Raw genomic sequence first — 23,676 nt, forward strand, 5'->3', positions numbered from 1 at the left:
ATCAGGAGACGGTATTCACGATGAACAGCAACGACCGACGAACCGTCGCTGTTGCATCGTTTGCACACGGCTTAGTGCATACATACGAACTCACAATTCCACTCCTCATTCCGATCTGGATGATGACATTCGCCGTTGATACGGCAGTGATAGGATTCGTGGTCACTGTCGGTTACGTGCTGTTTGGCATCGGAGCACTTCCGAGCGGTATTCTCGCCGATAGGTATGATACCCGCAAACTCATAGCTATCAGTGTTTTGGGAATGGGTGTTGGCTTCGTCGTTGTAAGTCTCGCACCGAACATTTTTGCTCTCACTGCCGGTCTAATTATCTGGGGTGGGGCGGCGAGTATTTATCATCCAACTGGGCTCTCGCTGATTAGTCGCACCGTTTCGGAACGTGGCCGTGGTTTCGCGTTTCATGGTGTGGCGGGTAACTTGGGAACTGCTGTTGGCCCACTCGCCGTTTCAGTTTTACTCTTGGAATTGTCATGGCGATACGTCGCTTCACTTCTTGTCATTCCGGCTGTATTAGTGGGTATATTTACACTTCTTGTTCCTATAGAGAAGTCTTCGCGTGATAGCGATGGGGGTGTGGCTGTGGATTCACAAGAGAGCTTCTCGATTACCGAGTTCGGTGCCTCATCGAAACGGCTCTTCGCTCGTGGGTTCGCCGTAATATTCCTATTGGTCGTTTTAGAAGGGTTGTTTTATCGAGGTGTCCTGACCTTTCTCCCTGACGTCTTCGATACGGCAGTCACATCGGAGACGGCGATCACAACGGACTTGTTTCGTGGATCATCTCAGTACTTATATAGCGGATTACTGCTCGTCGGCGTCTTTGGCCAGTACGTTGGCGGATGGCTTGTCGATCGAGTCAGTCCTGTCCGTGGACTCGTTTTCGTTTTTCTTGGGTTGGCCGGTATATCGACCATGTTTGCAGCTATCACGCAACCAAGTGTGTGGAATCTTATCCTTCTGAGTATTCTTCTTGGCGTGTTTCTCTTCGGTGAGCAGCCGCTCATGCAGGCTACCGTCGCGGACTATTCATCTTCCGACACACGCGGATTGAGTTATGGATATACGTACGTTGGTGTCTTTGGCGTTGGAGCGTTGGGTGCGACTATCGCTGGATACATCCTCACAAAGGCAAGCTTTTCGTGGCTCTTCGTCGTTCTGGCAGTGCTTGCCGTCGTCGCAGCTATCGTCTCAGAGCGACTCCGACGTGTTGACACTGGAATGTAAATGATATAATATACTGGTTAAAAATATAGAAACAAAAATATTAGTTTCACCTTCGGAATAGAAATGTTTATTAATCATGTATGGGTTTACCTAACAAGGTTGTAGAGGCTAGAATATGTGCGCTAAGGTAGAGCAAGAACCACCACAAACAGAGCACAGTACGGTTGAAGAAACCGTCTCACCGAGTCAAGATGGAATTTCGTTTCCAGAACCACCGGCTGAACTCCAGTCGGGTTCTCGAGACTGGAAGAAATTACTCGCATACTTTGGTCCGGGTGCGATCGTTGCATCCGTCACACTCGGCTCAGGTGAAACGTTGTTCGCCCCGCGCGGAGGTGCTATATTCGGTTTATCAATCATCTGGGCACTGGTCTGGGCAGGACTCGTAAAGGGAATCATGACGTATTCTGGAGTACGATATTACACTCTTACCGGCGAGCATGTGATGTCCCGCTGGGCGAAGCTACCAGGGCCCCGAGGATGGTTCACGCTCTTGATGGGTGGGATTGCAATCGTTGCCTTCCCGTCATGGGTCGGTGGATTGGCGAAAATGCTCGGGCAAATCACGGCGTGGATTTTCGGACTCCCAATGAACGATACTATGTTCGCGTCGATCGGAACCATATTGATGGTCGCGACCGCCGGACTGGTCTTCGTGGGTGGTTACGAATATGTCGAGCGCGCACAGATCGTCATTGTCGCCTTCCTCTCGGCGACCATTGCCGTGCTTGCGATTGCTGCTCAGCCATCGCTGTTCGGTGTACTCGGTGGGTTGGTTCCGTCCATGCCTTCTGATTACGCACCGTTTGTCTATGATAAATATCCGACTGTAGCAAGCCGATCCGTCTGGATCGAAGTTGTTACTTATATGGGTGCAGTCGGCGGTGGTATATACGACTACATCGGCTACGTCGGTTATTCGAAAAAACGTCGCTGGGGCATACTTCGACGCTCTGATTCCGAAAACGTTTCTAACCTCGTTCGCGAGCTTGCACCTGGAAAGGAGATTCCGCTTGACGTAAGCGAGGGGAATCTTCAACGTGCAAAATCGTGGTTGAAAGCTCCGCAGATCGACGTGCTGATTTCGTTTGCGGCAATCACCTTCTTTACCTCGGCCGCGATGGTATTAGGCGCTCAGAGCCTCCATGAGGCGCAGCTCATCCCTTCAGATCTCGATCTTTACACGTTTCAAGCACAGTGGTTCGCTGCTATCCATCCAGGGCTAACGATCCTTTGGAAGATCGGTGTGTTCTTTGCGATTTTCGGAACGCTCTACGCGACGTGGGAAGGATACACCTGGACGTGGTTGGAAACGTTCAAGCCCTTCTCGAAAATTGCACGAAATTTGGAACGCAATCGGATGGGAACGGCGCGCTTGCTAACTATGGCATATGCTGGTGGGATTGGACTGGTTTTGATGTGGTCAGATCTATCAGCTGTCGCGATCGTTACTCCGGCATCCATACTGGGCGGTGTGTTTGGATGCGGACTATGGTGTTGGGCGATGCTTTGGACCGAACGAACAGCACTTCCTGAAGAACTTCGTAGTGGTTGGAAATTCACCGTCGGACTCGTCATTGCTGGGGTGTTCCTGACCGGTGCTGGGTTTATTTCCATCATCGAATATCTCGGCCTCGTGTCGTTCTAAACGACCTGCGTACGTTTATTTGTCGACAGCTATGTAGACAACTCGGAAATAACTCGGTCGAGATACCGGAGTGTCTTGTGCGCTTGGTAGAAACTGTAGAAACAGTATACTCCGACGATCATACTGGTAAGTGTCACGAGCGCCGTAATCGAAATGAACACGTACGCGAGAATTACCGAAACGATTCCAAGTACGCCCCAGAGCGCTCGTTTTTTTCTGAATGAAGAGTGGATATCAGTGAGGATATCTATCCGCTCTTTCTGTGTGACAGCTCCATCTTTTGGTATGCCGTATTTCTCGACCAATCGATCTCTTGGCTGTTGATTCTCCTGCCCATCTCTCATGCGCTGTGCCATAGAGCGTCGCAATGAGAAGATCCCAATGAGTAGTGGCAGGAAACTCTCGGCGAATCCCACCCGAAGATATACCAAGATAGTGATTGAAAACGCGCCAATAGCGAGCGATCCCCAGAGCAATTCAGAGTTGCGTCCGTTCGATTTCGCGTGTGACATACACACATACACACACCGAGCACCAAATTAGTGTTTTGATCGAACGAGCGAAATTTTTGAACGAATACCTTCGAAGGGTGGTCAATAAATGGGCTGCGACCTGCCTTCACAACAGCTGTGTCGATGAATACCGTCCGATTGGTGAATTCTCCGGTCGCTGCTTCGTAGTCGGAACGATAAATTATGCCGACATTAATTTAAGCAGAATATCAATTATCTTGATACGGCATGAATCCCTTCCCATTCGGAATGTCAATACCCTCTGTGATTCTAATAATGTTCTATTTACATCGAAACGGTACAGACAACCGAGGCGGTCATCGAGGGCAGTGTCCCACAGAACACCTTCCTTGTGGGTCGGCAATAACGTCGTTGAGTCGTGAATTTCGTTCGGCCTCGATTTTCTCTACGACAGTTTGTGCCACCCCATTTTTCTCACGTTTCGATTGTGTCAGCGTTCTCGAATGGTAAAATCCCATTCGGGATGTCGGCCCAGTATAGGTATTCTTCGATTGGCTGCCAGAGCGGATTCTCTCCAGTGTGACACCGGTAATCGGCGACGTTAGAGGGTTTGATCATAGGAATTGTCGTCGGTATACGCAATAAATTCACCGTGTAGGTCGATTTTATTGGTCGACTCGGTCGTATGGACCTAAAAAATCCGATGTCGGGATTTCTAATCCGTGGTGACATCGTGTTTGAGGGTTCCGATACCCTCTATCTCAACTTCGACTTGGTCTCCATCGGAGAGTGGACCAACACCCGCGGGCGTGCCAGTGATTATAACATCTCCTGGTTCGAGCGTGAGGTAAGCGGTGATTTCCTCGATAATTTCTGGAACAGAGAAAATGAACTCCGAGCGAGACGATCGTTGTTTAACCTCTCCATTTAACCGAAGTTCAACAGTTGCATCGTCTGGTACCGCCTCTGGTGGGGCAACAACTGGTCCGATAGGAGCTGACCCATCAAACGCTTTTCCTCGAATCCAGTTCTGTTCGATCATCTGGTCGTCACGGTTTGAGATATCGTTGACACACGTATACCCCTTGATGACTGCTTCGGCGTCCGCTGCAGCGACGTTTCGACATTGTCGCCCAATAACAACGCCGAGTTCGGCCTCATATTCGACTTGCTCTTTCCCTGCAGGGAGCGTAACCGTATCACCGTGCCCAGCTACTGAATTCGGTGGTTTCAAAAATAGCAATGGGCGATTCGGAATTTCCATCCCTGATTCTTCCGCGTGGTCTGCATAATTGAGTCCGACACAGACGACCTTGGTTGGTTCCGTTGGTGGGAGGATATCTACCTCGGTAGGGTCGTAAGTATCGGCGGCAAAGGTGATGCTATTGTCTGTCCAAAGACCGTCACGAATATAGCCTGCTGCGTCACGAAATCTTACGTGTGACATGTACTCAGAATTCTGAGCAGCACTAAAAACAGTTACCGTTGCGGCAGAGATATAGAGATTCGAGGAGAAAGCCCCGTCTTTTAGAGTAGGATCGATGTCGATTGTCAAATTACTTTTTAAACCCCTGCGGTCAAAAAGAGAACGCGATACATTTGGTTGTTACCACGAGGTTATACAAACATTTTTGAGTGGCGTTTCGAGTGGCAAGTCAACGTGACTACCGGTGTAATGGGAGATATAGAAGCTAATGATGATTTCCAGCGACCGAGTCGCTTCGATACCTGGAGAGCGGTTTTCTGCATCACCGTCCAACAGGTCGACGATGTGGTTAGCGGCATTCGGAAATGCTCGTTCATAATCCACATCCCATGACCACGCCCCGGAAACACCTGGAACCTGTTCCTCGATGTGAACACCATCTTCAAGCGCCCAGTATCGCCACTCACCATCATCATTGTTCAGATACAGTTTCCCCTCTGTTCCAATAAATTGGAGACACATGGAAGAAATATCGCGGGCTACGGTACAGTCAATGGTAGCAAACGTACCATCGTCGAGGAGAACGTGACCACCACCGCCGGAGTCAGTTACTTCTTGGGTTCCTCCAAGTGCATCGACAGCGTCATTCTCTTCGTTGATATAACCGCTAACCTGCGTGGCTTTAGCGTCAAGTAGATATATCAGAAGATCAAGTAGATGTGTCGAGTTACGCATCAACTCCCGTCGAAAATTAGCAGAAATCGATTTTGGTTCCCCGATGATGCCGTCAGTAATCGCACGCCGAAGCTGTTGTACCTTTTCAGTGAATCGAAATGAGTGGTTGACAACTAATTTGGTATCTGTGTTCGTACAGATACTACTCATCTCTTCAGCTTCAGCAACACTCGCTGCGATCGGCTTCTCACACCAGATGACAGAGGGATCGGACGATGAACGTGCGGCTGATACTACGTGTTCTCGGTGGAGATACGATGGAGTACAAACAGAGATGACGTCCAAGTTTTCCGACTCAAGCATCGCTTCGTGTCCCTTATAGCGATGCTTCTCAGGAATGTCCCACGCTTCGCCGAACCGCTTGAGTTTTGAGTCGTCTACATCCGCGATAGCGACGAGCTTGATTCCCTCCGTTTCCTCATAGCCTCCTGCGTGACTGGCTTTGAATTTCTTCCGACCAATATCTGCTTCCTCGTGCATTCCAAGGATTCCCATCCCAGCGATTCCGCCGGTTCCGATAATTCCTGCTCTAAAGACCATATGATTAGACGTAATCCTATGCACTTGAGTAATTCGGTGGTTCGGTTTAGATATATATCTTAAGTCAGAATAAATGCCGCCATCATCATCATCTAATTTTGAGACACTATCTGACTTAACAAGAAGTATTATTACATCCTTTGAGAAATAGATAACTATGTCGGACTTGCGTATTGCCGGCGTAGAGACGTATATCGTAGCGAATCCATGGTAACCTTGGGTTTTCGTTCAGTTAGACACCAATAAGGGAATTCAGGGACTTGCCGAGGCGAAAACGCATAGTAAACCAGAGACTGTTGCTGCCGCCATCGAGGAGATGAGCGACTTCTTCATCGGGGAGGATCCATTCGCAACTGAGCGTTTGTGGCTGGAGATGTACCGCGATGAATGGTTTTCGAAGAACGTCGTTAATACGACTGTTATCTCAGCCGTTGATATGGCGTGTTGGGATATCAAAGGCAAGACGCAGGACCGACCGGTGTACGAACTCATCGGAGGGAACGTCCATGGCGACACGATTCGAGCATATGCCAACGGATGGTATACGGAAACGACCGACGATCCAGCGACGTGGCAGAAAGCAGCAGAGCAAGTCGTTGACGATGGATACGACGCGATGAAATTCGATCCGTTCGGAAAATCGTGGCAACGGATGGATCGCGAAAAATTCAATCATTCGGTTGATATTGTCCGTGCAGTGCGGGAAGCCGTCGGTCCTGACGTGGATCTCCTCATTGAGGGACATGGTCGATTTACTGCTGGACAAGCCCTTGAAGTCGCGAACGCGCTCTCTGAGTACCATCCAACTTGGTTTGAGGAGCCTTGCCCGCCAGACTCCATCAACAGTCTCGGAAAAGTCGCGAACAAATCTCCGATTCCTATCGCAACCGGTGAGCGATTGGTGTCCAAGTACGAGTTCCGCGATCTTCTTGCGAATACAGATGTCGATATTATTCAACCGGTTATTATGAATACTGGTGGGATAACTGAAGCAAAGAAATTTGCCGCACAAGCCGAGGCAGAACACGTGAGCTTTGCTCCACACAATCCACAGGGCCCTGTCGCGACGGCGATTTCCGCACATGTGGACGCTGCAGTGCCTAACTTTATGATTCAAGATATTTTACAAATGTATGATGTAGAGTGGGTCAACGACCTGCTAGTGGATCCAATCGTCGTCGAAGACGGTCATATTGAAATCCCACAGCGTCCCGGTCTTGGGGTTGAACTCGACAAAGACGTCGTCGTGGAACATTCATACTCTAGTGTTAAAGACGAGGTACACACGATCAACCTTTTCGAGAAAGATTGGGAAACCCGTTCATTAGTCGACTGAGCGACTTTCACCAATTCAGATCTATTGAAATAGAACAGTTAACTATTAAATAACAGATTGTTTGCAGCAGTCTATATATTAGTATATGAGTAATATCCTCTTAACGCGAACAAGAAAGGTATTATCCCGCCGGTCATATGCTCTCTGGCGTGGATCTGTACCTGAGCGACGAGTAGACCCTAACGACCACCAGCCATCAAAGCAATTAATTGACAATCGGAGGGTGCAACCGGGTTATATCCTAAGCTGTTGAGTCGGCAATCGTTGGTCGCTCATCCAGTTGAAGGGATATCAATATCCTCGACGAGATTTTCGAGATATTTGGTGAAATGAGCGGCCTCTACACCGACTGTGAGATACTGGACGCCAGCATTGATCCATTTATTCGCGATTTCGGCATTGTCTGCGAACGCACCTACAATGGTATCCGTTTCGACACCACTCTCACAAACGCGCTGCATGAGTTTTTCAACACGTTCGTGGGTTACCTCTCCGGGGATTCCGAGAGACTGTGAAAGGTCATATGGTCCCAGAAACACAACGTCGATACCTTCGACTTCAAGAATCTCGTCGATGTTTTCGACTCCACGCTTTCCTTCAACCTGAATTACCAGAAGTCGCTCTTCGTTTTGCTCTTGCGTGTAGCTCTCGCTTCCGGTATACTCACCGGCACGAACGTACTGCGAGAGTCCCCGACTTCCGAGTGGGTCAAAACGGGCCGCTTCGACTGCCGCTTCGGCGTCTGATCGCGTCTCGATCTGTGGAACCTGCACGCCCGCCGCACCTAAGTCGAGGGCACGTTGGATTTCAGCTTCCCGGTTCTCACGAACGCGAACGATTGGCGCGAGATCTTTGTTCTGTGCCGAAGCTGTCAGCTTGAGCGTTGTTTCAGCAGTTAACGGACCGTGTTCTTGATCATAGATTACGAAATCCATTCCCGCAACGCCGATCATCTCTGAAACCATGGCTGAGTCTAGTAACTGAAACGTACCGACGGACGTTTCGCCATCAAGCAGTCTGTCTCGAAACGAGTTTGCAGACATATTAACAGATGCCCATCCTTATGTAATAAATATTGTGTGCGGACGCCTGATTTTCGAGAAAAACGACATAGGGGTAGATCGAATGTCTTGGAGATTTTCCTCGAGGCGGTTCACTACTGATTACGAGCGTGCTGTCCGTTTATACCGTAACGGTACCGTTCACGAGACTTCCAATGTTGTCGATATCGATCGTAACTTGGTCGCCTTCAGTGAGGGTGAATGACTCGGGCGGCACGAGTGCCGTCCCGGTGAGTAAGACGAGCGTTTCAGGAAGGGCGTTGTGTCGATCCAGATAGGATACGAGTTCATCACACGTGGTCGCCATCTCACTCGTTGAGGTCGATTCCTCATACATGATTTCTCCATCACGCTCGATCGTCAACGACATTTCGAGATCATGTGGATCCTCGATGGTCTCCGCCGTAGCGATACAGGGACCGATCGAACAACAGCGGTCGTACACCTTCGCCTGCGGAAGATACAATGGGTTTTCGCCTTCAATATCCCTGCTGGAAACATCGTTGCCGATAGTGTAGCCGACGGTTTCGCCTCGATGTAGGACGACGCCAAGTTCCGGTTCTGGAACGTCCCAGTCCGAATCACCACGTACACCGACATCTTCCGACGGACCGACCGTTCGCGACGGTGTCGCCTTCAAGAATAGCTCAGGGCGTTCATTATCATAAACATCGATGTACACTTCGGGCTTTCCACTCTCTGCTTCGCGCGCTTCTTCACTGATTTGATACGTAACACCGGCTGCCCAAACTTCGTCGGCGATGACTGGTTGAAGAGGTTTCCCATCAACTGTATCAAGATCAACCTGGTCAGCGTCATCTAGGCGTTTGCGTGCAACATCATCTATCGCCTCGTTGGTTGCGTTTGCCACTCGTGCGAGTGCTTTGAACGAGGCTAAGTCGGGTGATGCAAAAGTCAAGTCGTATGCGGTTCCGTCCTCATCTTCGACAATGAGGATATCCGTAGCTGAACGCTCTCCACCTGGGAGTCGGTAATAGCGCATTACATAAATAGTGAGTTGATACCGTTAAAAATGTATCGCCATCAAAGATTGGTAAAATATAATGCCGTATACAATTATTAATTAGTCAAAGAGTGTCTCTCCTTCGACCATGTGTTCTTCGACGGCATCAAGGTCAAGCGTGAGGCCGAGACCAGGTTTTTCGGGGATTTCCATCCGACCCTCTTCGATAAGATCGTTCTCTTCAACGAGGTCCTCCCACCAACCGAGTTGGTAGGAGTGATATTCAACGGCCAGACTGTTCGGTATTGCAGCTGCGACGTGGGCAGAAGCCATCGTCCCAATCGGCGAGGAAACGTTGTGCATCGCAACCGGAATGTAGTAAAGATCCGCGAGGTCAGCAATCTTTCGTGTTTCTCGCATACCACCTACACGAGGCAGGTCTGGTGCGATGATGTCAACTGCTTGTGGTTCGAGCAACGTCCGTTGGCCATACTTCCGATACACGTTTTCGCCGACGCCAACAGGTGTCGTCGTCGATTTGGTGATCTCTTCCTGGACGTCGTGATTCTCTGGCGGCACTGGGTCTTCGAGCCACCAAACGTCATAATCTTCAATCGCGGCGGCGAGGCGCTTTGCACTGCCACCAGTGAACGACCAATGACAATCGAACGCCACATCTGCGCGGTCACCGACTGTCTCACAGACCCGTTTGACGATTTCGACCTTGTGATCGATTTCGGGACCTCGGAGATGGCGGTTCGCACGATCCTTTTCGTGTCCCGATGGAACGTCGAGATCGAACTTAATCGCGTCGTAACCAAGTTCAGAGACAACGCGCTCGGCCTCGGCCGCATTGGATTCGGGTTCAGATTCATCGCCGGCATGACAGTCACAGTAGATGCGAACTTCGTCACGGTATTTTCCACCGACAAGCTGATACGCCGGAATTTCAAGGAGTTTTCCAGCAACGTCATGAAGCGCGATTTCTATGCCAGAAATTGCAGAAATTGTTTTCCCAGAGATGGAGCCCTCGCCGGACATCTTCTGGACGAGATGTTCATATAGTCGGTCAATATCAAGTGGATTTTCACCAAGTATAAAGGGTTTCATCCGTTCGATAATTGCCGTGTCACCACCACCCCAGTATGCTTCACCAGTTCCTATGACGCCGGCATCAGTGTACACACGTACGAGAATCCACGGATAGTTTCCGTCAACCATCGTCGTCTGAACGTCGGTGATTTCCGCGTCGCGAATGCCACCACGGCGATTGGAGACTCCCATCGTTTCGGCCGAGAGATCGCGCATCGTATACTCCGCGTTCGGATCGCGAATCTTCGCATAATCAACCATTGCATCAACAAGATTCAGATGGGATGTAGTAAACGTTACGGATTTCATGGTTCAGACAACACAAAACGATTCTGTGCTTGTTGCTTCACCGATTTTGACGAATTCGTATTTGGGATTGCCGTCTCATAACGTGATTGTGCAGTACCTCCGAGGACAGGATCGACCCAAAAATGAAAGCACAATCTCTACGGAGTTACGAAGCGACGTGCCTTGATGTCTGACCCTGGAGCGGTTCACGCCTGGTTCAGTGCTGTCAATTTTTCGATGTACCGTAAGAGTCGTATGGGTAAACTGAGAACAAACACACGATGTCGGAAATAAACCAAAACTACGTGAATGGTGAGTGGGTCGAATCGGAGACCGGCGACGTCATCGAAGTCGAAAACCCCGCGAATCCAAGCGAAGTCGTCGCAAGCTACCAGAGTTCCAATGCGGAGGACGCAACCGCTGCCGTCGAAGCCGCTGCTGCCGCAGCAGACGGCTGGGCAGCGACGCCCGGCCCGGAGCGTGGTCGAATCCTCCGTGAAACTGGAACCCTGCTTACCGAGCGTAAAGAAGAGCTGACCGATCTCCTCGTTGCCGAAGAGGGCAAGGCATATGGCGAAGCAAACGGCGAGGTGCAGCGTGCGATCGATATCTTCCATTATTTTTCCGGAAAGGCTGCTGACCTCGGCGGAACTGTCAAAGGTTCAAGTGCCACCAACCAGAATCTTTACACCATCGAAGAACCAGTCGGCGTCACCTCCCTCATCACGCCGTGGAATTATCCGATAGCCATTCCAGCGTGGAAACTTGCACCGGCACTTGCCGCTGGTAATGCGGTCGTTCTCAAACCGGCGTCGGCTGCACCCGGTGTTGCTATCGAAATCGCCCGAGCGCTTGATGAAGCCGGACTCCCAGACGGAGTTCTGAACGTCGTTACGGGGTCAGGAAGCACCGTGGGCGGTGAATTCATCCGACACGATGCGGTAGACGCAGTTTCGTTCACCGGCAGTAGCGAGGTTGGTCAGATGGTATACGAACAGGCGACTGACGCCGGAAAGCGTGTTCAGACAGAACTTGGTGGGAAGAACCCGACAGTAGTCTCGAATTCGGCTAATGCGGCAGAGGCAGCCAATATCATCGCAAACGGTGGGTTCGGAACAACCGGTCAATCGTGTACGGCTTGTTCCCGTGCGATCGTTCATGAGGATATTTATAATGAATTTGTCGCCGAACTCGTCGACCGGGCTGAATCTACCGACATCGGTCCTGGTTCAGATCACGAAATGGGTCCACAAGTCAGCGCTGACGAACTCGATTCGACGCTTGAGTATATCGAGATCGCTGAGCGCGAGGGAGCCACGCTCGCAGCAGGTGGCAGCGTCCCCGAAGGTTCAGAAGTCGAGTCGGGATACTTTGTTGAACCGACTGTATTCACCGATGTGGACTCCGATATGCGCATCGCACAGGAGGAGGTCTTCGGTCCAGTCATCGCGGTCATCAAGGTGAGTGACTTCGACGAAGCAGTTACAGTGGCAAACGACGTACCTTACGGACTTTCAGCGAGCATTGTCACCGACGACCACACGGAAGCCAATCGCTTTATCGACGAGGTGGAGGCTGGTGTCGTGAAGGTCAACGACAAGACAACTGGTCTGGAGCTTCACGTCCCATTTGGCGGGTTTAAGCGTTCCTCCAGCGAGACGTGGCGCGAACAAGGTGATGCAGGACTGGACTTCTACACGATCCAAAAAACTGTGTACGACAGTTACTGACTGAAATTAATCAGTTCTGACATGATGTTTGGGACTGTTGCTTTCTTGTAGCGGTAGTACCCGTTTCTTCTCTTTCCACACTGTCTGATTTGATAGCAAATGTTCGTCGACGGATTTCAAACTGGAAAGGGTTCACTGATGGCGTTTCAAACTCAACTCATACGTTCTGCATTACAGAATGGAATTGCGAATAATTTCGATTTTCCCGTTCGATAATCGATTTAGCTAGCGGAGCTCAGTCTCCGCGCTATGATTTCAGCTGTCGTCTTAGATCGATATTACTGCAAATTTCAGGTATGAATAGTCACAACACTCATGTAGAGGGGATAAATCCGGCAACCTATCGAGTGGTTCATTGGTATCGTGAGTGCGGGAGACGATAGTATGATACAGAACATTGTTTGACCAAATCATCTACCAGGTAATGTATTGTAGATGTCCCTCCTAGCCGATTCCGGGACATTAGAGTGGTGTTGGCACAAATATCTTCACTTGGTATTTAATGTATATTTGCATTATTCGTTCCTTATTAGAGAACGCTTATCTGGTTAGCTATTTCTAATATATTATCTATGATTTGGGGGATGACTCCATGAACCGCAGCACGAACTTTTTCGTCGCCGCTCGTAGTGCGTTTGAACCTTCCTGTGGTGCATTTTCGGCGTGTGCGGATTGCCCAGTAAATCGAACGAGAAGCTTGCAATTACACCGGGGACGATCGTATCCTGCAATGACTCCCGGTTCGGTTATCGAGACCGAGCCGTAGTGTGGCGTCGAGATCATCCACGCCGCTCTTACTCATGGGAATTGTGCCACGACCGCCTTCCTCCGCAGGTTGGAAGAACAGCTTTAGCGTCCCGTTGAAAACGGACTCATCTAATTCGCGTTCACGGCCGATTCCAACGGCCGTGTGTTCATCGTGCCCGCAGGCGTGCATCTCCTCCGAATGGCGGCTGACGAACCCATCACGCATCGGAATATGCGACTCGTCGCGAGCTTCCATCTGTTCAAGCGCGCCCGATTCGACGCGAACGCCAACCACTGGTTCAGTACCATCGCCGTAAATTCGCCCTGCGACGAGGCCGGTGACGTCGCCCATTTCTCCCAACATTTCCTCGGGGACACCTTCATCGCGAGCACGGGCACGCACTGTGGCGAGTTCATGCTCATCCGGAACGCCGAGTCCTTTGTCCACTGCCAACGCCTCCCAGGTTGAGTGTGAAATCCAGTCGATCGAGCTCTGTTGCGGCGAGTGCGGTGGTTCGGAACTCTTTCCATCCGGCTTCCGGATGTGCGTGCAAGTCTCGCCGAATCTCTACAAGCGAGGCCGTTCCACACTGAATCGTCGTATTCTACTATTATCGTTTCCGTGAGCAGATGTTTTCGTTGAAACCGGCCATCAGTCTAAGTTCACCACGGCATCATCGTTCGACGGTTGTTCGTTCACGGCCTGTTGGGTCTTCTGTTTGAGACTATCGAGATTGTGTTTATCCGCGGCCGCCAGCACTTTGTCATACTCGGGCTCTTGCACGAGCGAAATCCCGAAGAACAGGAGGATCGAAACCGGGAGTCCGACGAAGATTGGGTGCAGTCCCATGAACTCGGCGGTGTCTGAAAACCATCCTGCCCACCACCACGCAACCGTGAGGCCAGCACCGAAGGCGATACTCCAAAATGCGGCGTCGGACGTCCCGCGCGGCCAGTAAAATGCTGCGAGCCACGGTACGAGAACACCACCGGTCAGTGCAACTGCACCGAAGACGATGAGGTCGATGATTCCGGGGACTACAAGTGCAAGCGCCAATGAGAGTATCATCAGTCCGAGGACGGCCACCCGTGACGCTTGTTGTTGCTTTTCGCTGTCAGCGTCCGGGTTCATATACCGAATGTAGATGTCCTCGACGAAATTCGATGCACCCGAGAGCAGAAAGCTGTCGCCGCTGCTCATGACCGCAGCCGCGAGTGCCGCGAGGAGAACTCCGGCGAGCCACGTCGGCAGGATATCGACAGCCATCGTCGGCATTAAGAGTTGAGAGTCGGCAATCGAGGGGTACATCACGATACCCATCGCACCGACAATCAGTGGAACCGGAATGTAAGCGAACCCGATAATGCCGTTGAGAGTCGTTCCAATGAAGCCATCACGGGGGCTACGTGCCGACATCACTCGTTGGAGGTATCCCTGCCGGACAAGCATGCTCGGAACAAGCGTCACAACATATCCTGCGATGAGTGTCCATTTCATCGCAAATAGGTCGAATGCCTGTGGTGCGCGCTGGGTTACTTCGGAGGTCATCGCGGGAACGCCACCGAATTCGAAGATGCCGAGTATCGCCAACATCCAAAGCCCGACGAAGAGAATGATTCCCTGGACGAAGTCTGTCCACATAACGGCGGCCATCCCACCGAGGATGGTATAGGCGGTGATGACGAGTGCACCGAGAATCGCCGCCTGCTGAATGGTGATGATATCGCCGAGAAGGAAGCTGATGATAGTTCCTGCCGCCAACCATTGTGCCCCGAGCGTACTGACGAATCGGAGGATGTAAAACGGTAAAGCAATGAACCGCGTCTTCCCGTCGTAGCGATCCTCCAGCATCGCTGGTATCGTAATATTCGTCGTCTTCGGGAGTTTGTGTCCGAGGAGCACCGCGACGACGAAAAAGCTCGCGAGAGATATACCAAAGCTCCAGAACGCAGTAATACTCTGTCCATCATACGTCGATGCCGATAGACCGATGGTTCCTCCTGCACCGATTGCTGTCGCAAAGAACGACAGCGCGACGAGGTACCATGGTGCGCCTTTCCCCGCGAGGAAGAAATCTTCGAGGTCTTTCATCCCTTTTTTGTGGAAGTACACGCCGATGCCCAACATCCCGATGATGTACGCAACGACAATACCTGCTATGTATGACCGTAGCATGCCTATAGAAAAACGGCCTCACCCTCACTATTTATATTTTTCTTTCTCATCGATAATGAGTTATTCGTCCTAGAATAACAACCATATATATAATTAGAATCATTATTTCCCACCGGCTGAACTATTCTCGAATATTGTAGTTTTGGTCAGTATGGGAAAGACACAAATACACACCCTTTGTCCCTTGGACTATGCAGATTGATGCGGAACGCCTCCAGTACGACCTGGAGAGGAACGCACAGTTCGGTTTGGTTGATGTCGATGACGGACACGCACGCACGGTGCTGACGGGAACCGATGCGGACAAACGCGCTCGTGAGTATTTTGTGAGTCGTCTTCGTGAGGCGGAAATGGATGTTCGATTCGACGCAGTCGGAAATATAATCGGACAATGGGTTCCAGAAACCGCAAATCCTGATTCAAAACCCGTCGTGACTGGGAGTCACCTCGATTCCGTTCCCGAGGGTGGTATCTTCGATGGCCCACTCGGCGTCTATGCCGGTCTCGAAGCGGTTCGTGCGATACAGGACGCAAACCTCCCCGCCCGCCGTCCAATTGAAATTGTCTGTTTCACGGAAGAAGAAGGTCAACGATTTGGCGTCGGTGCATTAGGGTCAGCCGTCGCGACGGAATCACTCTCCATCGATGATGCACACGCGCTCACCGACGAACACGGGACGACGCTCGAAACCGCGCTCGATTCGATCGGATTCCTCGGTGGAGGACGAATCCGTCCGGAAGAGTGGGATTCGTGGCTGGAACTTCACATCGAGCAGGATACACGGCTCGAATCCGAGGGCCTATCGGTCGGAGTTGTAACAACAATAACGGGAATTGCACGATGTACCGTCAGCATCGTTGGCGAAGCGAATCACGCGGGTACAACGTTGATGACCGAGCGAACTGACGCACTCGCCGCGGCGAACACCGTCGTTCATGACATCGAGTCGGCGGCGATTCAACTTTCCGAGAACGACGCACCGACGGCCGTAGCGACTGTGGGTTCGCTCGATGTTTCGCCGAATGCACCGAACGTTGTCCCCGGACGAGTCGATTTTACTGTGGACATCCGGGACGTCTCTCGCGAGTCAATGACGGAACTCGTTGACCAGGTTCGTGCAAGTTTGAAGCGGGTAGAGACCGAACGCGGCGTCGAAACGTCGTTTTCTTTGCCTCGACATCGGAAGCCCAGGAAGATGAGCGAACGGTGTCGCCGGGCGGTTCACGAGGCGGCAATGGATGCCGGAATTTCCGCCACCGATCTTCATTCCGGAGCAGCTCACGACACGATGCGGTTAGAGCCGTTGACCGATGTCGGGCTACTGTTCGCACCGTCAGAGAACGGTATCTCTCATAATCCACTCGAATGGACCGATTGGGAAGATTGTGCCAAGTGTACCAGCGTACTCGCTAGCTCGCTTTTCAGCCTCTCGAACGAATAGCTCCACCAGTTACAGGTAATACCTTTTTGCGATTGAATCCTCGGTATCACATTGTGATTGTTCCTCCAGAACTATCTACCTCGGAAACGTTTACAACACGGATTTTCCCTTCTATCTGCGTCGATCGGTTCGAAACACCCCATTTCCAGCCGCTTCGGTGGTTCCACGTTTGGGAAATAAATCATACTTAGTCTATCAGCGTTCTATGCCAATATCTGCTACAATATTGGTACCACGGCGATTTCGAATATATCCATTCGTACCGTAGACTGCTCAATACTACTCATCTCAAAATCATCGAATTCCACAATATGGAAACGACTATGTTTCTAGCGTGTATTGTGTGTGAATATGACAAATGAACCCAAGGATACGCGGTCAACACAAAGCCTTCAAACCGTCACCACAACCCTCGATGTAATCGACGCACTCGAGACACTTGGCGGTACAGGTGTGACGGAGTTAGCCGATCATCTTGATCTTTCTAAGAGTGCAGTGTACAAACACCTCCACACGCTGAAGGAGCGAAAATACGTCGTGAAGGATGGCAGCGATTATCGACTTAGCCTTCAATTCCTCCTTCTAGGAGAACACGTTCGAAACCAGAGTCCACTTTTCCGCATCGGCAAGCCGGAGATAGAGAAATTAGCGGACGAGACGGGTGAATACACACATTTGACGACGGAGCAACACGGACTCGGAATCAACCTCTGTAAGATTCGCGGTGAACATGCCGTCGGGAACGATTATCAGATTGCGAAAAAGCAGCGTGCGAACTATCTTCATCCGATGGCAACGGGAAAAGCTATTCTTGCATTCCTTCAGGAAGAGAGAGTAGAGTGGATTATTGACCGATACGGACTTCCGGAGATGACTGATTCGACGGTCACTGATCGTGAAACGTTGTTTGAATCACTCAGAGAGATCCGGGAACAAGGTTACGCTGTCAATGACGGTGAGGAAGTTGAAGGTCTCCGTGCCGTTGGTGCTCCAATTCACGACCGGAACGGATCTGTTCTCGGTGCGTTGAGCGTTTCAGCACCGAAAACGCGACTAAGCGGTGATCAGTTCCACGAGCACGTTCCAGAATTGGTTATGCGTACAGCGAACGTCATCGAAGTGAACCTAAACATGGTCGAACGCTCCTCGGATACTGGGCCATTATAGAATCATTACAAGACTAGAATTGTAATGTATTTCGTTGTATCTACACGGCTGGGATATTCTGTGTGGCGCGCACCTTCGGTCGGTACTTTGATGGGTTTTATTCTCTCGGCTAACGGCAGCTGGACGCATAATTCGTCAGGTGCCTCGATCTGAATATTGGAAACGACGGTGTCGGTGGAGAAACAGTCAAATTTCAGCCACGCGCTCACAGGAATCGTTGAGAATCGCGACATCCTCTTTCAATAGCACAGCCACGAGATGGCATGAGTACTCACGGAAGTATTCGACCATTGGTGCAATCCGGCTGGAGTCGATCGTTGATCAGCCGACGAGCAATTGCCGATCTAGCAGTTAAATTTGACTTGGTTTCTAACTTTCCGTCTTCCTGTCTTATTTTTCTGCTTGTGATCCAAATTGTCAACTATGACTCAATACCCATTACATATCTAGAACTGTAATAAGAGGTCGTTACATGACTGCTAATGTAATTAAATTTGAATCCGTTTAGTCGAATTGATTGATAATAAGATGAGCACACGCTCAGAACACGATAGAATTATTGACCGATTATGATTCAAACTCCGGGAGTTAAAATAATCAACTGAAACTATGTATGATGAATTTCATCGAAGGGGATGCTAATATTGAAACATCGAGAAACTACGAAGTTCTTAGTACGTAATTCAACCGTCCGATCTCGCGCTGTTTGATTCAGAAATCATAATTCGACAACCGAAAACTCATTCGACGCTTCGCTTGTTTTCGTTCTTTGCAGAATAATATAGCGCCGCTCACTCAAACTGTAGTTTGAGCTCGAGTTCATTTGCGGTACCGAGGATGAGGTTTGGGAGTTTCTTATGGAACTTCTCCCCTTTAAATCGATGTGCCGGACCAGAAATGCTCAAAGCGCCGACTGGAAGGCCATTTGTTCCACATACTCCCGTTCCAACCGCGCGCAGCCCAATGGTAGATTCTTCTTCGTTGAATGCAACCCCCGTTTCACGCACTTCCTCGAGTTCGGTGAACAACTCGTCCCTGTCAGTGATGGTGTTGACAGTTGATGCCGGCATACCGTGTTCGTCAAGTATCTCGTTTACGCGATCGTCTGGAAATGCAGCTAAAATTGCCTTTCCCGCCGCGCTGGCATGTAGATATCCGTACTTCCCAATGGTCGCATCTGTTTGAACGGCGTTCTTGCCGGTCTGCGTGTAGAGATAGTATCGACGTCCGTGTTCCTCGACGATAAACTGAACGCGTTCTTCAGTCTTCCTTGCAACTTGATCCACTTTTTCCACGGCGAGATTGTAACTCGGATTGTTTGACTGGACATGACCGCCGAGCGTGAGAAACCGCATACCGAGTTGGTAGTCATCGTTCTTCACGATGTATCCTTGCTTTCGGAGGGTGAAGAGGTGACGGTGTACCGTACTCTGTGCGAGGTCGAGTTCGGTTGCGAGTTCCTCAATGCTCGCACTTTTCTTCTCTTGAAGTGTGTGTATAATAGCCAGTGCGGTATTGAGCGTCGAAACAGTTGATTTGTTCGTTATACGACTCATGGTCAATGAGATGTATTAATCCTATATAAAATCCCGTATTATGGGATAATGATCGACGGTTTTCATCCAATTCACACGGATGCAGACGATGAGCATCCGTCGATCGCTCCTACTACCGTCGTATCTATGGATTCGGAAGTGAATACTCCTTTAATCGATATTGTAATAGTGTTTGAAATGGAAATGAATGTATATCGGGATATTTTAGGATAAAATCGCGATATTTATTGACAACCAGGTGTTTATTCGTAGTTTCACCCCGGAATGACAAACATCCTATTATACGGGATTTTTGGTATCGCACTAGATAGGACTGACCGGCGGCTAATAGAGTTAGATACTTATTAGAAACAAAAACCGGGTCGGAATTTACTCGAGAAGTTTACGACGCAGCTCACCATTTTCTACAATGACCGTATCGTCGAGTTCGACCGTCGGTCTTCGGAGAACTCCATCGAGGTGGATGTCGCTCTTCGTCGTTCCACCTAAGGACTCGTTATCACCGACGGCAAAGTGAACCGTTCCCTCGCGTTTTTTGTCCTCTGCGAGATTTCCAATCAGCTTCGCTTCGGGGTTAGTTCCGATGGCGAACTCCGCGAGATTCCGTGCATTCTGACCGTGCTGTTCGAACGTTTCTTCGAGATCCTCGGCCTGCGTGCCGCCCGTGACGTCGGTGACGAATCCGTCTTCTAAGGTGAGTTCAATAGGCTCATCAACCTGTCCGAGATTGTCCATTGACACGTCGACCACGATAGTCCCATTTGCAGTTCCCTCTTTAGGATGGGTCGGCGCCTCTCCAGGGGGGAGGGTCGCGAATCCGTACTCTTCGTGGAAGTAGCCGTCGAGCGAAAACGATTGGCAATCTTCGATGCTAAAGTCGATGTCCGTTCCTTGCTTGGAAGTGACGTGTGCCCGATCGGCCTGAGTGATGATCTCAGCGAGAGCCTCCGTGCGGCGGCGGAGTTCCTCGAAGTCGACGGACATTGCACCCTCGATCATCATCTCCTCCGTGACTCCGCGGAGAACTCCGATACGCGTTCCCTCGCGAGCAGCTCGAAGACGGGCTCGTGTATGGGTAATCGCGTGAGTTGTGCAGGTGAACGCGACATCCGCTGTCGCCATTCCCTCGGCAACAACGTCGAGCGGTTCGTTACCGTGACTGTCAAGGAGTGGCATGACTGACGTCACTACGTCCGCACCGAGGCCGTTCGCGGCCGTCGCAATGCTCCGCCCGACGCCGAAAGTTTTCGGATCCGTGATCACTAGTACTTCCTCTCCTGGCTCTACGCTCATACACTTCTTGACAATGGCCTGTGAGGCACTGGCCATCTCTAGGTCGACTAAATCCTGTGCCATCACTTCACAATGATCGCTCCGCTACTATATAATTTAGTAATTAATTCTGATATAATGATCTAGTGGTTCGAACGAATCGACTATTGTGTGTAGTAGCCGGTTCCGTCCATCAAGCGACGTTGCGTCCGATAGACGGTCACCGCATCGACGTGCTCCTTATTGACCTCGACCGTCGCGGACATCGTTCCTTTCGGGTGGCCGAGCGTCACCGTTTCGCCGTTTAGTTCGGCGACCTCGTGCGGGATGGTTCCTGGCAGGAGCGCCGCTGCCGCGGTGCACGAGACCCCAGTGACCGCGTAGACGGGATGGAGCTTTTGCATGCTCATGTATCTGGCGACGAGGTTTACCTCGTCCGCTGCAACGTCGCCCCCTTCCGGCGTCGTGTAATCGGTCGGCGATGCCACGAATACGAGCTTCGGATACCCCGGCGATTCTACGGACGCACGATTTGGGTCGTCGACGAGTTCGAGTTCCGCACAGACCGTTCCGCGAATTCGTTCGAGTCGTTCGAGAAGTTCCGGGTTACTGTCGATCTCCTCCCGACCTTCGGTCGCGGTCAGGCCGACATCGGCCGCACGCACAAAGGCAATCGGCGTCGTGACGTCCAGGATGGTCATTTCCAAGGATTCCCCCTCAATGTCCATCTCGATGGTCGGGCCGCCGAGCGGGTAGAGTTCGTCCGTGACGGAACCTGCTGGATCACGGAAGGTGGTGTCGATACGAGCACCAGTTCCAGGGACACCGTGAACCTTGAAATCACCCTTTGTTGCTGATTTTCCCTCATGGAGCGGGACGTGTTGGTCAACCACCGAATCTGTATTGATGTTGTAGAGGCGGAGTTCCGCCGTTTCAGCTCCATCTGGAACGTCAACCATGCCCTCGTCAACCGCAAACGAACCAATCGCACAAGTAAGGTTGCCACAGTTGCCGCCGTAATCAATGACCGCTTCGTCAACTGCAACCTGACCAAATGTGTACGTGACGTCCACGTCGTCGGGGATCGCTTTGACCTCGACATCCTTAGGGACTGGCTCTTGGTCGGGAGGACCAATGATCATGAGCTTGGACGTCGTTGAGGTCGCACCACCCAGGCCGTCAATTTGGCGGTCGTCGGGACTGCCGAACAGCGAGAGGATCGCCGCATCGGTGTCCTCTTCGGGAACCTCCAATCGGGGGATGAAGACGCCTTTGCTTGTTCCACCACGGACGATCGCACAGCGAAGAGTTTGCTGATCCATCATTCTCCTTTCAAGTACCCGTCTGCGTGTTCGGCCGCGAGCTTGCCGTAGACGGCGGCATTCTGGAGGCCGGTTCCGCCTGGATAGTTCTCGAAGAACAGTCCACCGGTCGTGTTCCCCGCGACGTACAGCCCTGGGATAGCACGTCCGACTGTGTCGATCGCGCGGCCGTCGGTATCGGTCTCAATGCCGCCGAAACCGAACGTGATACCGCCGGTCACGCTGTAGCCGTAGTACGGCGGTTCGTCGATCGGCAGTGCCCAGTTGGATTTCTCGAGGTTCAGACCCTCCGTGTCATTTCCATCAAGGCTATCAGGGTCGAACTCGTCTGGATCGCATGCTTCGTTAAACGTCTCGATGGTTTCGGCGCCCCGTTCGGGATTCTCACAGCCAAGTGTGTCAAGGAGTTTCTCGACGCTGTCCGCTTTCACTCGGTCGCCAGGGCCAGTGGCACGCATGAGATCTTTCAACGGCTCGTCTACCACAATGTAAGCGGTATGTCCCGGTTGCTCGAATATGATGCGGCCAAGTTTCGCGTAGGTGTGGGCCCGGGCGTCCTCGCCCTCGTCGAAGAACCGTTTGCCCTCGTTGTTGATCAGGACGCCATACTGATACCCATCTACGCGGTTTGCGCCGCCTTCGACGTCGGGCGACTCGCTGTCGATAAGGGCCATGTGTGCACCACCCCACTGGCCGACCGTGTTGCCGCCGGCATCAGCGACCATCTCGATGGCCTCTCCCGTGTTATACCGGCTTCCACGGACCTTCATCGCGTCGTAGTCGCTGCCGTAGTATTTGGTTCGCTTCTCCGGGTTGGATTCGTACCCGCCCGCGCCAACGATTATGGCGTCGGCAAAGTACTCGACTAGGCCATCGCCAGTTCGGGCGTGTACGCCAGCGACCTTGCCGTCGTCCTCGAAGACCAGCTCACAGGCCTCCGTTTCGTAGTAGAAGGTCGTGCCGTCTTCCTCCGCAGCATCGACGAGATCGGCGACGAGTTCCTCGCCGTCGAAGAACGTTCGAGCAACTGTGTATCCGACGTTCAAGGGTTCCATGTCCCACGAGACACCGCGTTCCGTGAGCCACTCGACGGTCTCGCCTGCGTTGTCCACGAGAGTGCGCGCGAGGGCTGGATTCGCACGACCATCCGTCTGCTTCATGATGTCGTCGTAAAACTCGTCTGCGGTGTAATCGTCTATCGTGAACTCGTAGCCATACTTCTCAAAATCCACGTCTGCCGAGGGGACGCGAAACGACTCGCTGAAGCGGGTGTGACCGCCCCGGTGTTCTTTCGGTGACTTCTCAAGAACCCCAACGTCGTAACCTAGCTGGGATGCACGGTTCGAGGCAGAGAGTCCGGCCATTCCGCAACCCACGACTATGACGTCGTGATCTCTAACTGTCTTCATCGTTCGTTTACTCTCGAGTGGCCTCGAATACATATCTGTTTCGCAGCC

At 51.4% G+C, this 23,676-nt stretch carries 17 protein-coding genes and 1 pseudogene; 7 read left to right on the forward strand and 11 right to left on the reverse strand.

The annotated features are described in order from the left end of the window. Positions 1-20: 20 nt before the first annotated feature. Together LIX15_RS27630 and LIX15_RS27635 are read left to right on the forward strand one after the other, a co-directional pair. Positions 21-1,244 carry an MFS transporter gene (locus tag LIX15_RS27630; RefSeq protein ID WP_227778438.1) on the forward strand — a complete coding sequence of 408 codons (1,224 nt, stop codon included), beginning with the start codon at positions 21-23 and terminating at the stop codon, positions 1,242-1,244. Between the two features lie 196 nt (positions 1,245-1,440). Next, positions 1,441-2,892, forward strand: coding sequence for an Nramp family divalent metal transporter (locus LIX15_RS27635; RefSeq protein WP_390185206.1), 1,452 nt, complete (start codon positions 1,441-1,443; stop codon positions 2,890-2,892). A 1,188-nt stretch (positions 2,893-4,080) separates the two neighbouring features. Here the strand turns inward: LIX15_RS27635 and LIX15_RS27640 are convergent. Continuing rightward, a complete protein-coding gene (locus LIX15_RS27640) occupies positions 4,081-4,812 on the reverse strand; it encodes a fumarylacetoacetate hydrolase family protein (RefSeq protein WP_227778440.1) in 732 nt (243 codons plus the stop codon). A gap of 159 nt (positions 4,813-4,971) precedes the next feature. Further along, positions 4,972-6,066 carry a Gfo/Idh/MocA family protein gene (locus tag LIX15_RS27645; RefSeq protein ID WP_227778441.1) on the reverse strand — a complete coding sequence of 365 codons (1,095 nt, stop codon included), beginning with the start codon at positions 6,064-6,066 and terminating at the stop codon, positions 4,972-4,974. Positions 6,067-6,295: 229 nt separating this feature from the next. Here LIX15_RS27645 and LIX15_RS33040 point away from each other — a divergent pair. Further along, a pseudogene (locus LIX15_RS33040) lies at positions 6,296-6,550 on the forward strand (mandelate racemase/muconate lactonizing enzyme family protein); the annotation flags it as partial. Then, positions 6,545-7,402, forward strand: a complete 858-nt coding sequence (locus LIX15_RS27650) for a mandelate racemase/muconate lactonizing enzyme family protein (RefSeq protein WP_265338466.1) — start codon at positions 6,545-6,547, stop codon at positions 7,400-7,402. The pseudogene LIX15_RS33040 and the gene LIX15_RS27650, both read left to right, overlap by 6 nt. Positions 7,403-7,674: 272 nt before the next feature. Here LIX15_RS27650 and LIX15_RS27655 read toward each other — a convergent pair whose 3' ends face one another. The 3 genes from LIX15_RS27655 to LIX15_RS27665 all read right to left on the reverse strand — a co-directional run bounded on the left by LIX15_RS27655 (position 7,675) and on the right by LIX15_RS27665 (position 10,780). After that, a complete protein-coding gene (locus LIX15_RS27655; RefSeq protein WP_227778442.1) occupies positions 7,675-8,445 on the reverse strand; it encodes an HpcH/HpaI aldolase family protein in 771 nt (256 codons plus the stop codon). 139 nt (positions 8,446-8,584) lie between these two features. After that, positions 8,585-9,466, reverse strand: coding sequence for a fumarylacetoacetate hydrolase family protein (locus tag LIX15_RS27660; protein WP_227778443.1), 882 nt, complete (start codon positions 9,464-9,466; stop codon positions 8,585-8,587). Between the two features lie 81 nt (positions 9,467-9,547). Beyond that, a complete protein-coding gene (locus tag LIX15_RS27665) occupies positions 9,548-10,780 on the reverse strand; it encodes a mandelate racemase/muconate lactonizing enzyme family protein (protein WP_227778444.1) in 1,233 nt (410 codons plus the stop codon). Positions 10,781-11,088: 308 nt separating this feature from the next. On the opposite strand from LIX15_RS27665, the gene xacF reads away from it, so the two are divergent. Continuing rightward, a complete protein-coding gene (gene xacF, locus LIX15_RS27670; protein WP_227778445.1) occupies positions 11,089-12,537 on the forward strand; it encodes a 2,5-dioxovalerate dehydrogenase in 1,449 nt (482 codons plus the stop codon). 703 nt (positions 12,538-13,240) lie between these two features. Here xacF and LIX15_RS27675 read toward each other — a convergent pair. Then, the gene (locus LIX15_RS27675) at positions 13,241-13,732 is read right to left on the reverse strand and encodes a M20/M25/M40 family metallo-hydrolase (RefSeq protein WP_345411335.1); all 492 of its coding nucleotides are present in this window, start codon (positions 13,730-13,732) and stop codon (positions 13,241-13,243) included. A 204-nt stretch (positions 13,733-13,936) separates the two neighbouring features. Further along, positions 13,937-15,460: a sodium:solute symporter family protein gene (locus LIX15_RS27680; RefSeq protein ID WP_227778446.1), complete on the reverse strand. Its 1,524-nt coding sequence runs from the start codon at positions 15,458-15,460 to the stop codon at positions 13,937-13,939. 191 nt (positions 15,461-15,651) lie between these two features. Between LIX15_RS27680 and LIX15_RS27685 the strand changes: the two genes are divergently transcribed. Beyond that, a complete protein-coding gene (locus tag LIX15_RS27685) occupies positions 15,652-16,902 on the forward strand; it encodes a Zn-dependent hydrolase (RefSeq protein ID WP_227778447.1) in 1,251 nt (416 codons plus the stop codon). A gap of 351 nt (positions 16,903-17,253) precedes the next feature. Further along, a complete protein-coding gene (locus LIX15_RS27690; protein ID WP_227778448.1) occupies positions 17,254-18,069 on the forward strand; it encodes an IclR family transcriptional regulator in 816 nt (271 codons plus the stop codon). Between the two features lie 791 nt (positions 18,070-18,860). Here the strand turns inward: LIX15_RS27690 and LIX15_RS27695 are convergent. The 4 genes from LIX15_RS27695 to tcuA all read right to left on the reverse strand — a co-directional run bounded on the left by LIX15_RS27695 (position 18,861) and on the right by tcuA (position 23,628). After that, positions 18,861-19,625, reverse strand: coding sequence for an IclR family transcriptional regulator (locus LIX15_RS27695; protein WP_227778449.1), 765 nt, complete (start codon positions 19,623-19,625; stop codon positions 18,861-18,863). Positions 19,626-19,994: 369 nt separating this feature from the next. Next, complete coding sequence (locus LIX15_RS27700; protein ID WP_227778450.1) at positions 19,995-20,981, reverse strand: aminopeptidase; 987 nt, start codon at positions 20,979-20,981, stop codon at positions 19,995-19,997. A gap of 80 nt (positions 20,982-21,061) precedes the next feature. Then, entirely contained in the window at positions 21,062-22,219 is a 1,158-nt protein-coding gene (locus LIX15_RS27705) for a 2-methylaconitate cis-trans isomerase PrpF family protein (protein ID WP_227778451.1), read from the reverse strand. After that, a complete protein-coding gene (gene tcuA, locus LIX15_RS27710; protein ID WP_227778452.1) occupies positions 22,219-23,628 on the reverse strand; it encodes an FAD-dependent tricarballylate dehydrogenase TcuA in 1,410 nt (469 codons plus the stop codon). Before tcuA ends, LIX15_RS27705 begins: the two co-directional genes overlap by 1 nt. Between the last annotated feature and the right edge of the window lie 48 nt (positions 23,629-23,676).

The organism is Haladaptatus pallidirubidus, from assembly GCF_020700235.1.
GTDB classification, from domain to species: domain Archaea; phylum Halobacteriota; class Halobacteria; order Halobacteriales; family Haladaptataceae; genus Haladaptatus; species Haladaptatus pallidirubidus.

What these genes read in the sequence shown, in the direction of transcription:
- LIX15_RS27630 (WP_227778438.1), top strand. Translation starts at nt 21, where the DNA reads ATGAACAGCAACGACCGACGAACCGTCGCTGTTGCATCGTTTGCACAC.
- LIX15_RS27640 (WP_227778440.1), bottom strand. Translation starts at nt 4,812, where the DNA reads ATGTCACACGTAAGATTTCGTGACGCAGCAGGCTATATTCGTGACGGT.
- LIX15_RS27645 (WP_227778441.1), bottom strand. Translation starts at nt 6,066, where the DNA reads ATGGTCTTTAGAGCAGGAATTATCGGAACCGGCGGAATCGCTGGGATG.
- LIX15_RS27655 (WP_227778442.1), bottom strand. Translation starts at nt 8,445, where the DNA reads ATGTCTGCAAACTCGTTTCGAGACAGACTGCTTGATGGCGAAACGTCC.
- LIX15_RS27660 (WP_227778443.1), bottom strand. Translation starts at nt 9,466, where the DNA reads ATGCGCTATTACCGACTCCCAGGTGGAGAGCGTTCAGCTACGGATATC.
- LIX15_RS27665 (WP_227778444.1), bottom strand. Translation starts at nt 10,780, where the DNA reads ATGGTTGATTATGCGAAGATTCGCGATCCGAACGCGGAGTATACGATG.
- xacF (WP_227778445.1), top strand. Translation starts at nt 11,089, where the DNA reads ATGTCGGAAATAAACCAAAACTACGTGAATGGTGAGTGGGTCGAATCG.
- LIX15_RS27680 (WP_227778446.1), bottom strand. Translation starts at nt 15,460, where the DNA reads ATGCTACGGTCATACATAGCAGGTATTGTCGTTGCGTACATCATCGGG.
- LIX15_RS27685 (WP_227778447.1), top strand. Translation starts at nt 15,652, where the DNA reads ATGCAGATTGATGCGGAACGCCTCCAGTACGACCTGGAGAGGAACGCA.
- LIX15_RS27690 (WP_227778448.1), top strand. Translation starts at nt 17,254, where the DNA reads ATGACAAATGAACCCAAGGATACGCGGTCAACACAAAGCCTTCAAACC.
- LIX15_RS27695 (WP_227778449.1), bottom strand. Translation starts at nt 19,625, where the DNA reads ATGAGTCGTATAACGAACAAATCAACTGTTTCGACGCTCAATACCGCA.
- LIX15_RS27700 (WP_227778450.1), bottom strand. Translation starts at nt 20,981, where the DNA reads ATGGCACAGGATTTAGTCGACCTAGAGATGGCCAGTGCCTCACAGGCC.
- LIX15_RS27705 (WP_227778451.1), bottom strand. Translation starts at nt 22,219, where the DNA reads ATGGATCAGCAAACTCTTCGCTGTGCGATCGTCCGTGGTGGAACAAGC.
- tcuA (WP_227778452.1), bottom strand. Translation starts at nt 23,628, where the DNA reads ATGAAGACAGTTAGAGATCACGACGTCATAGTCGTGGGTTGCGGAATG.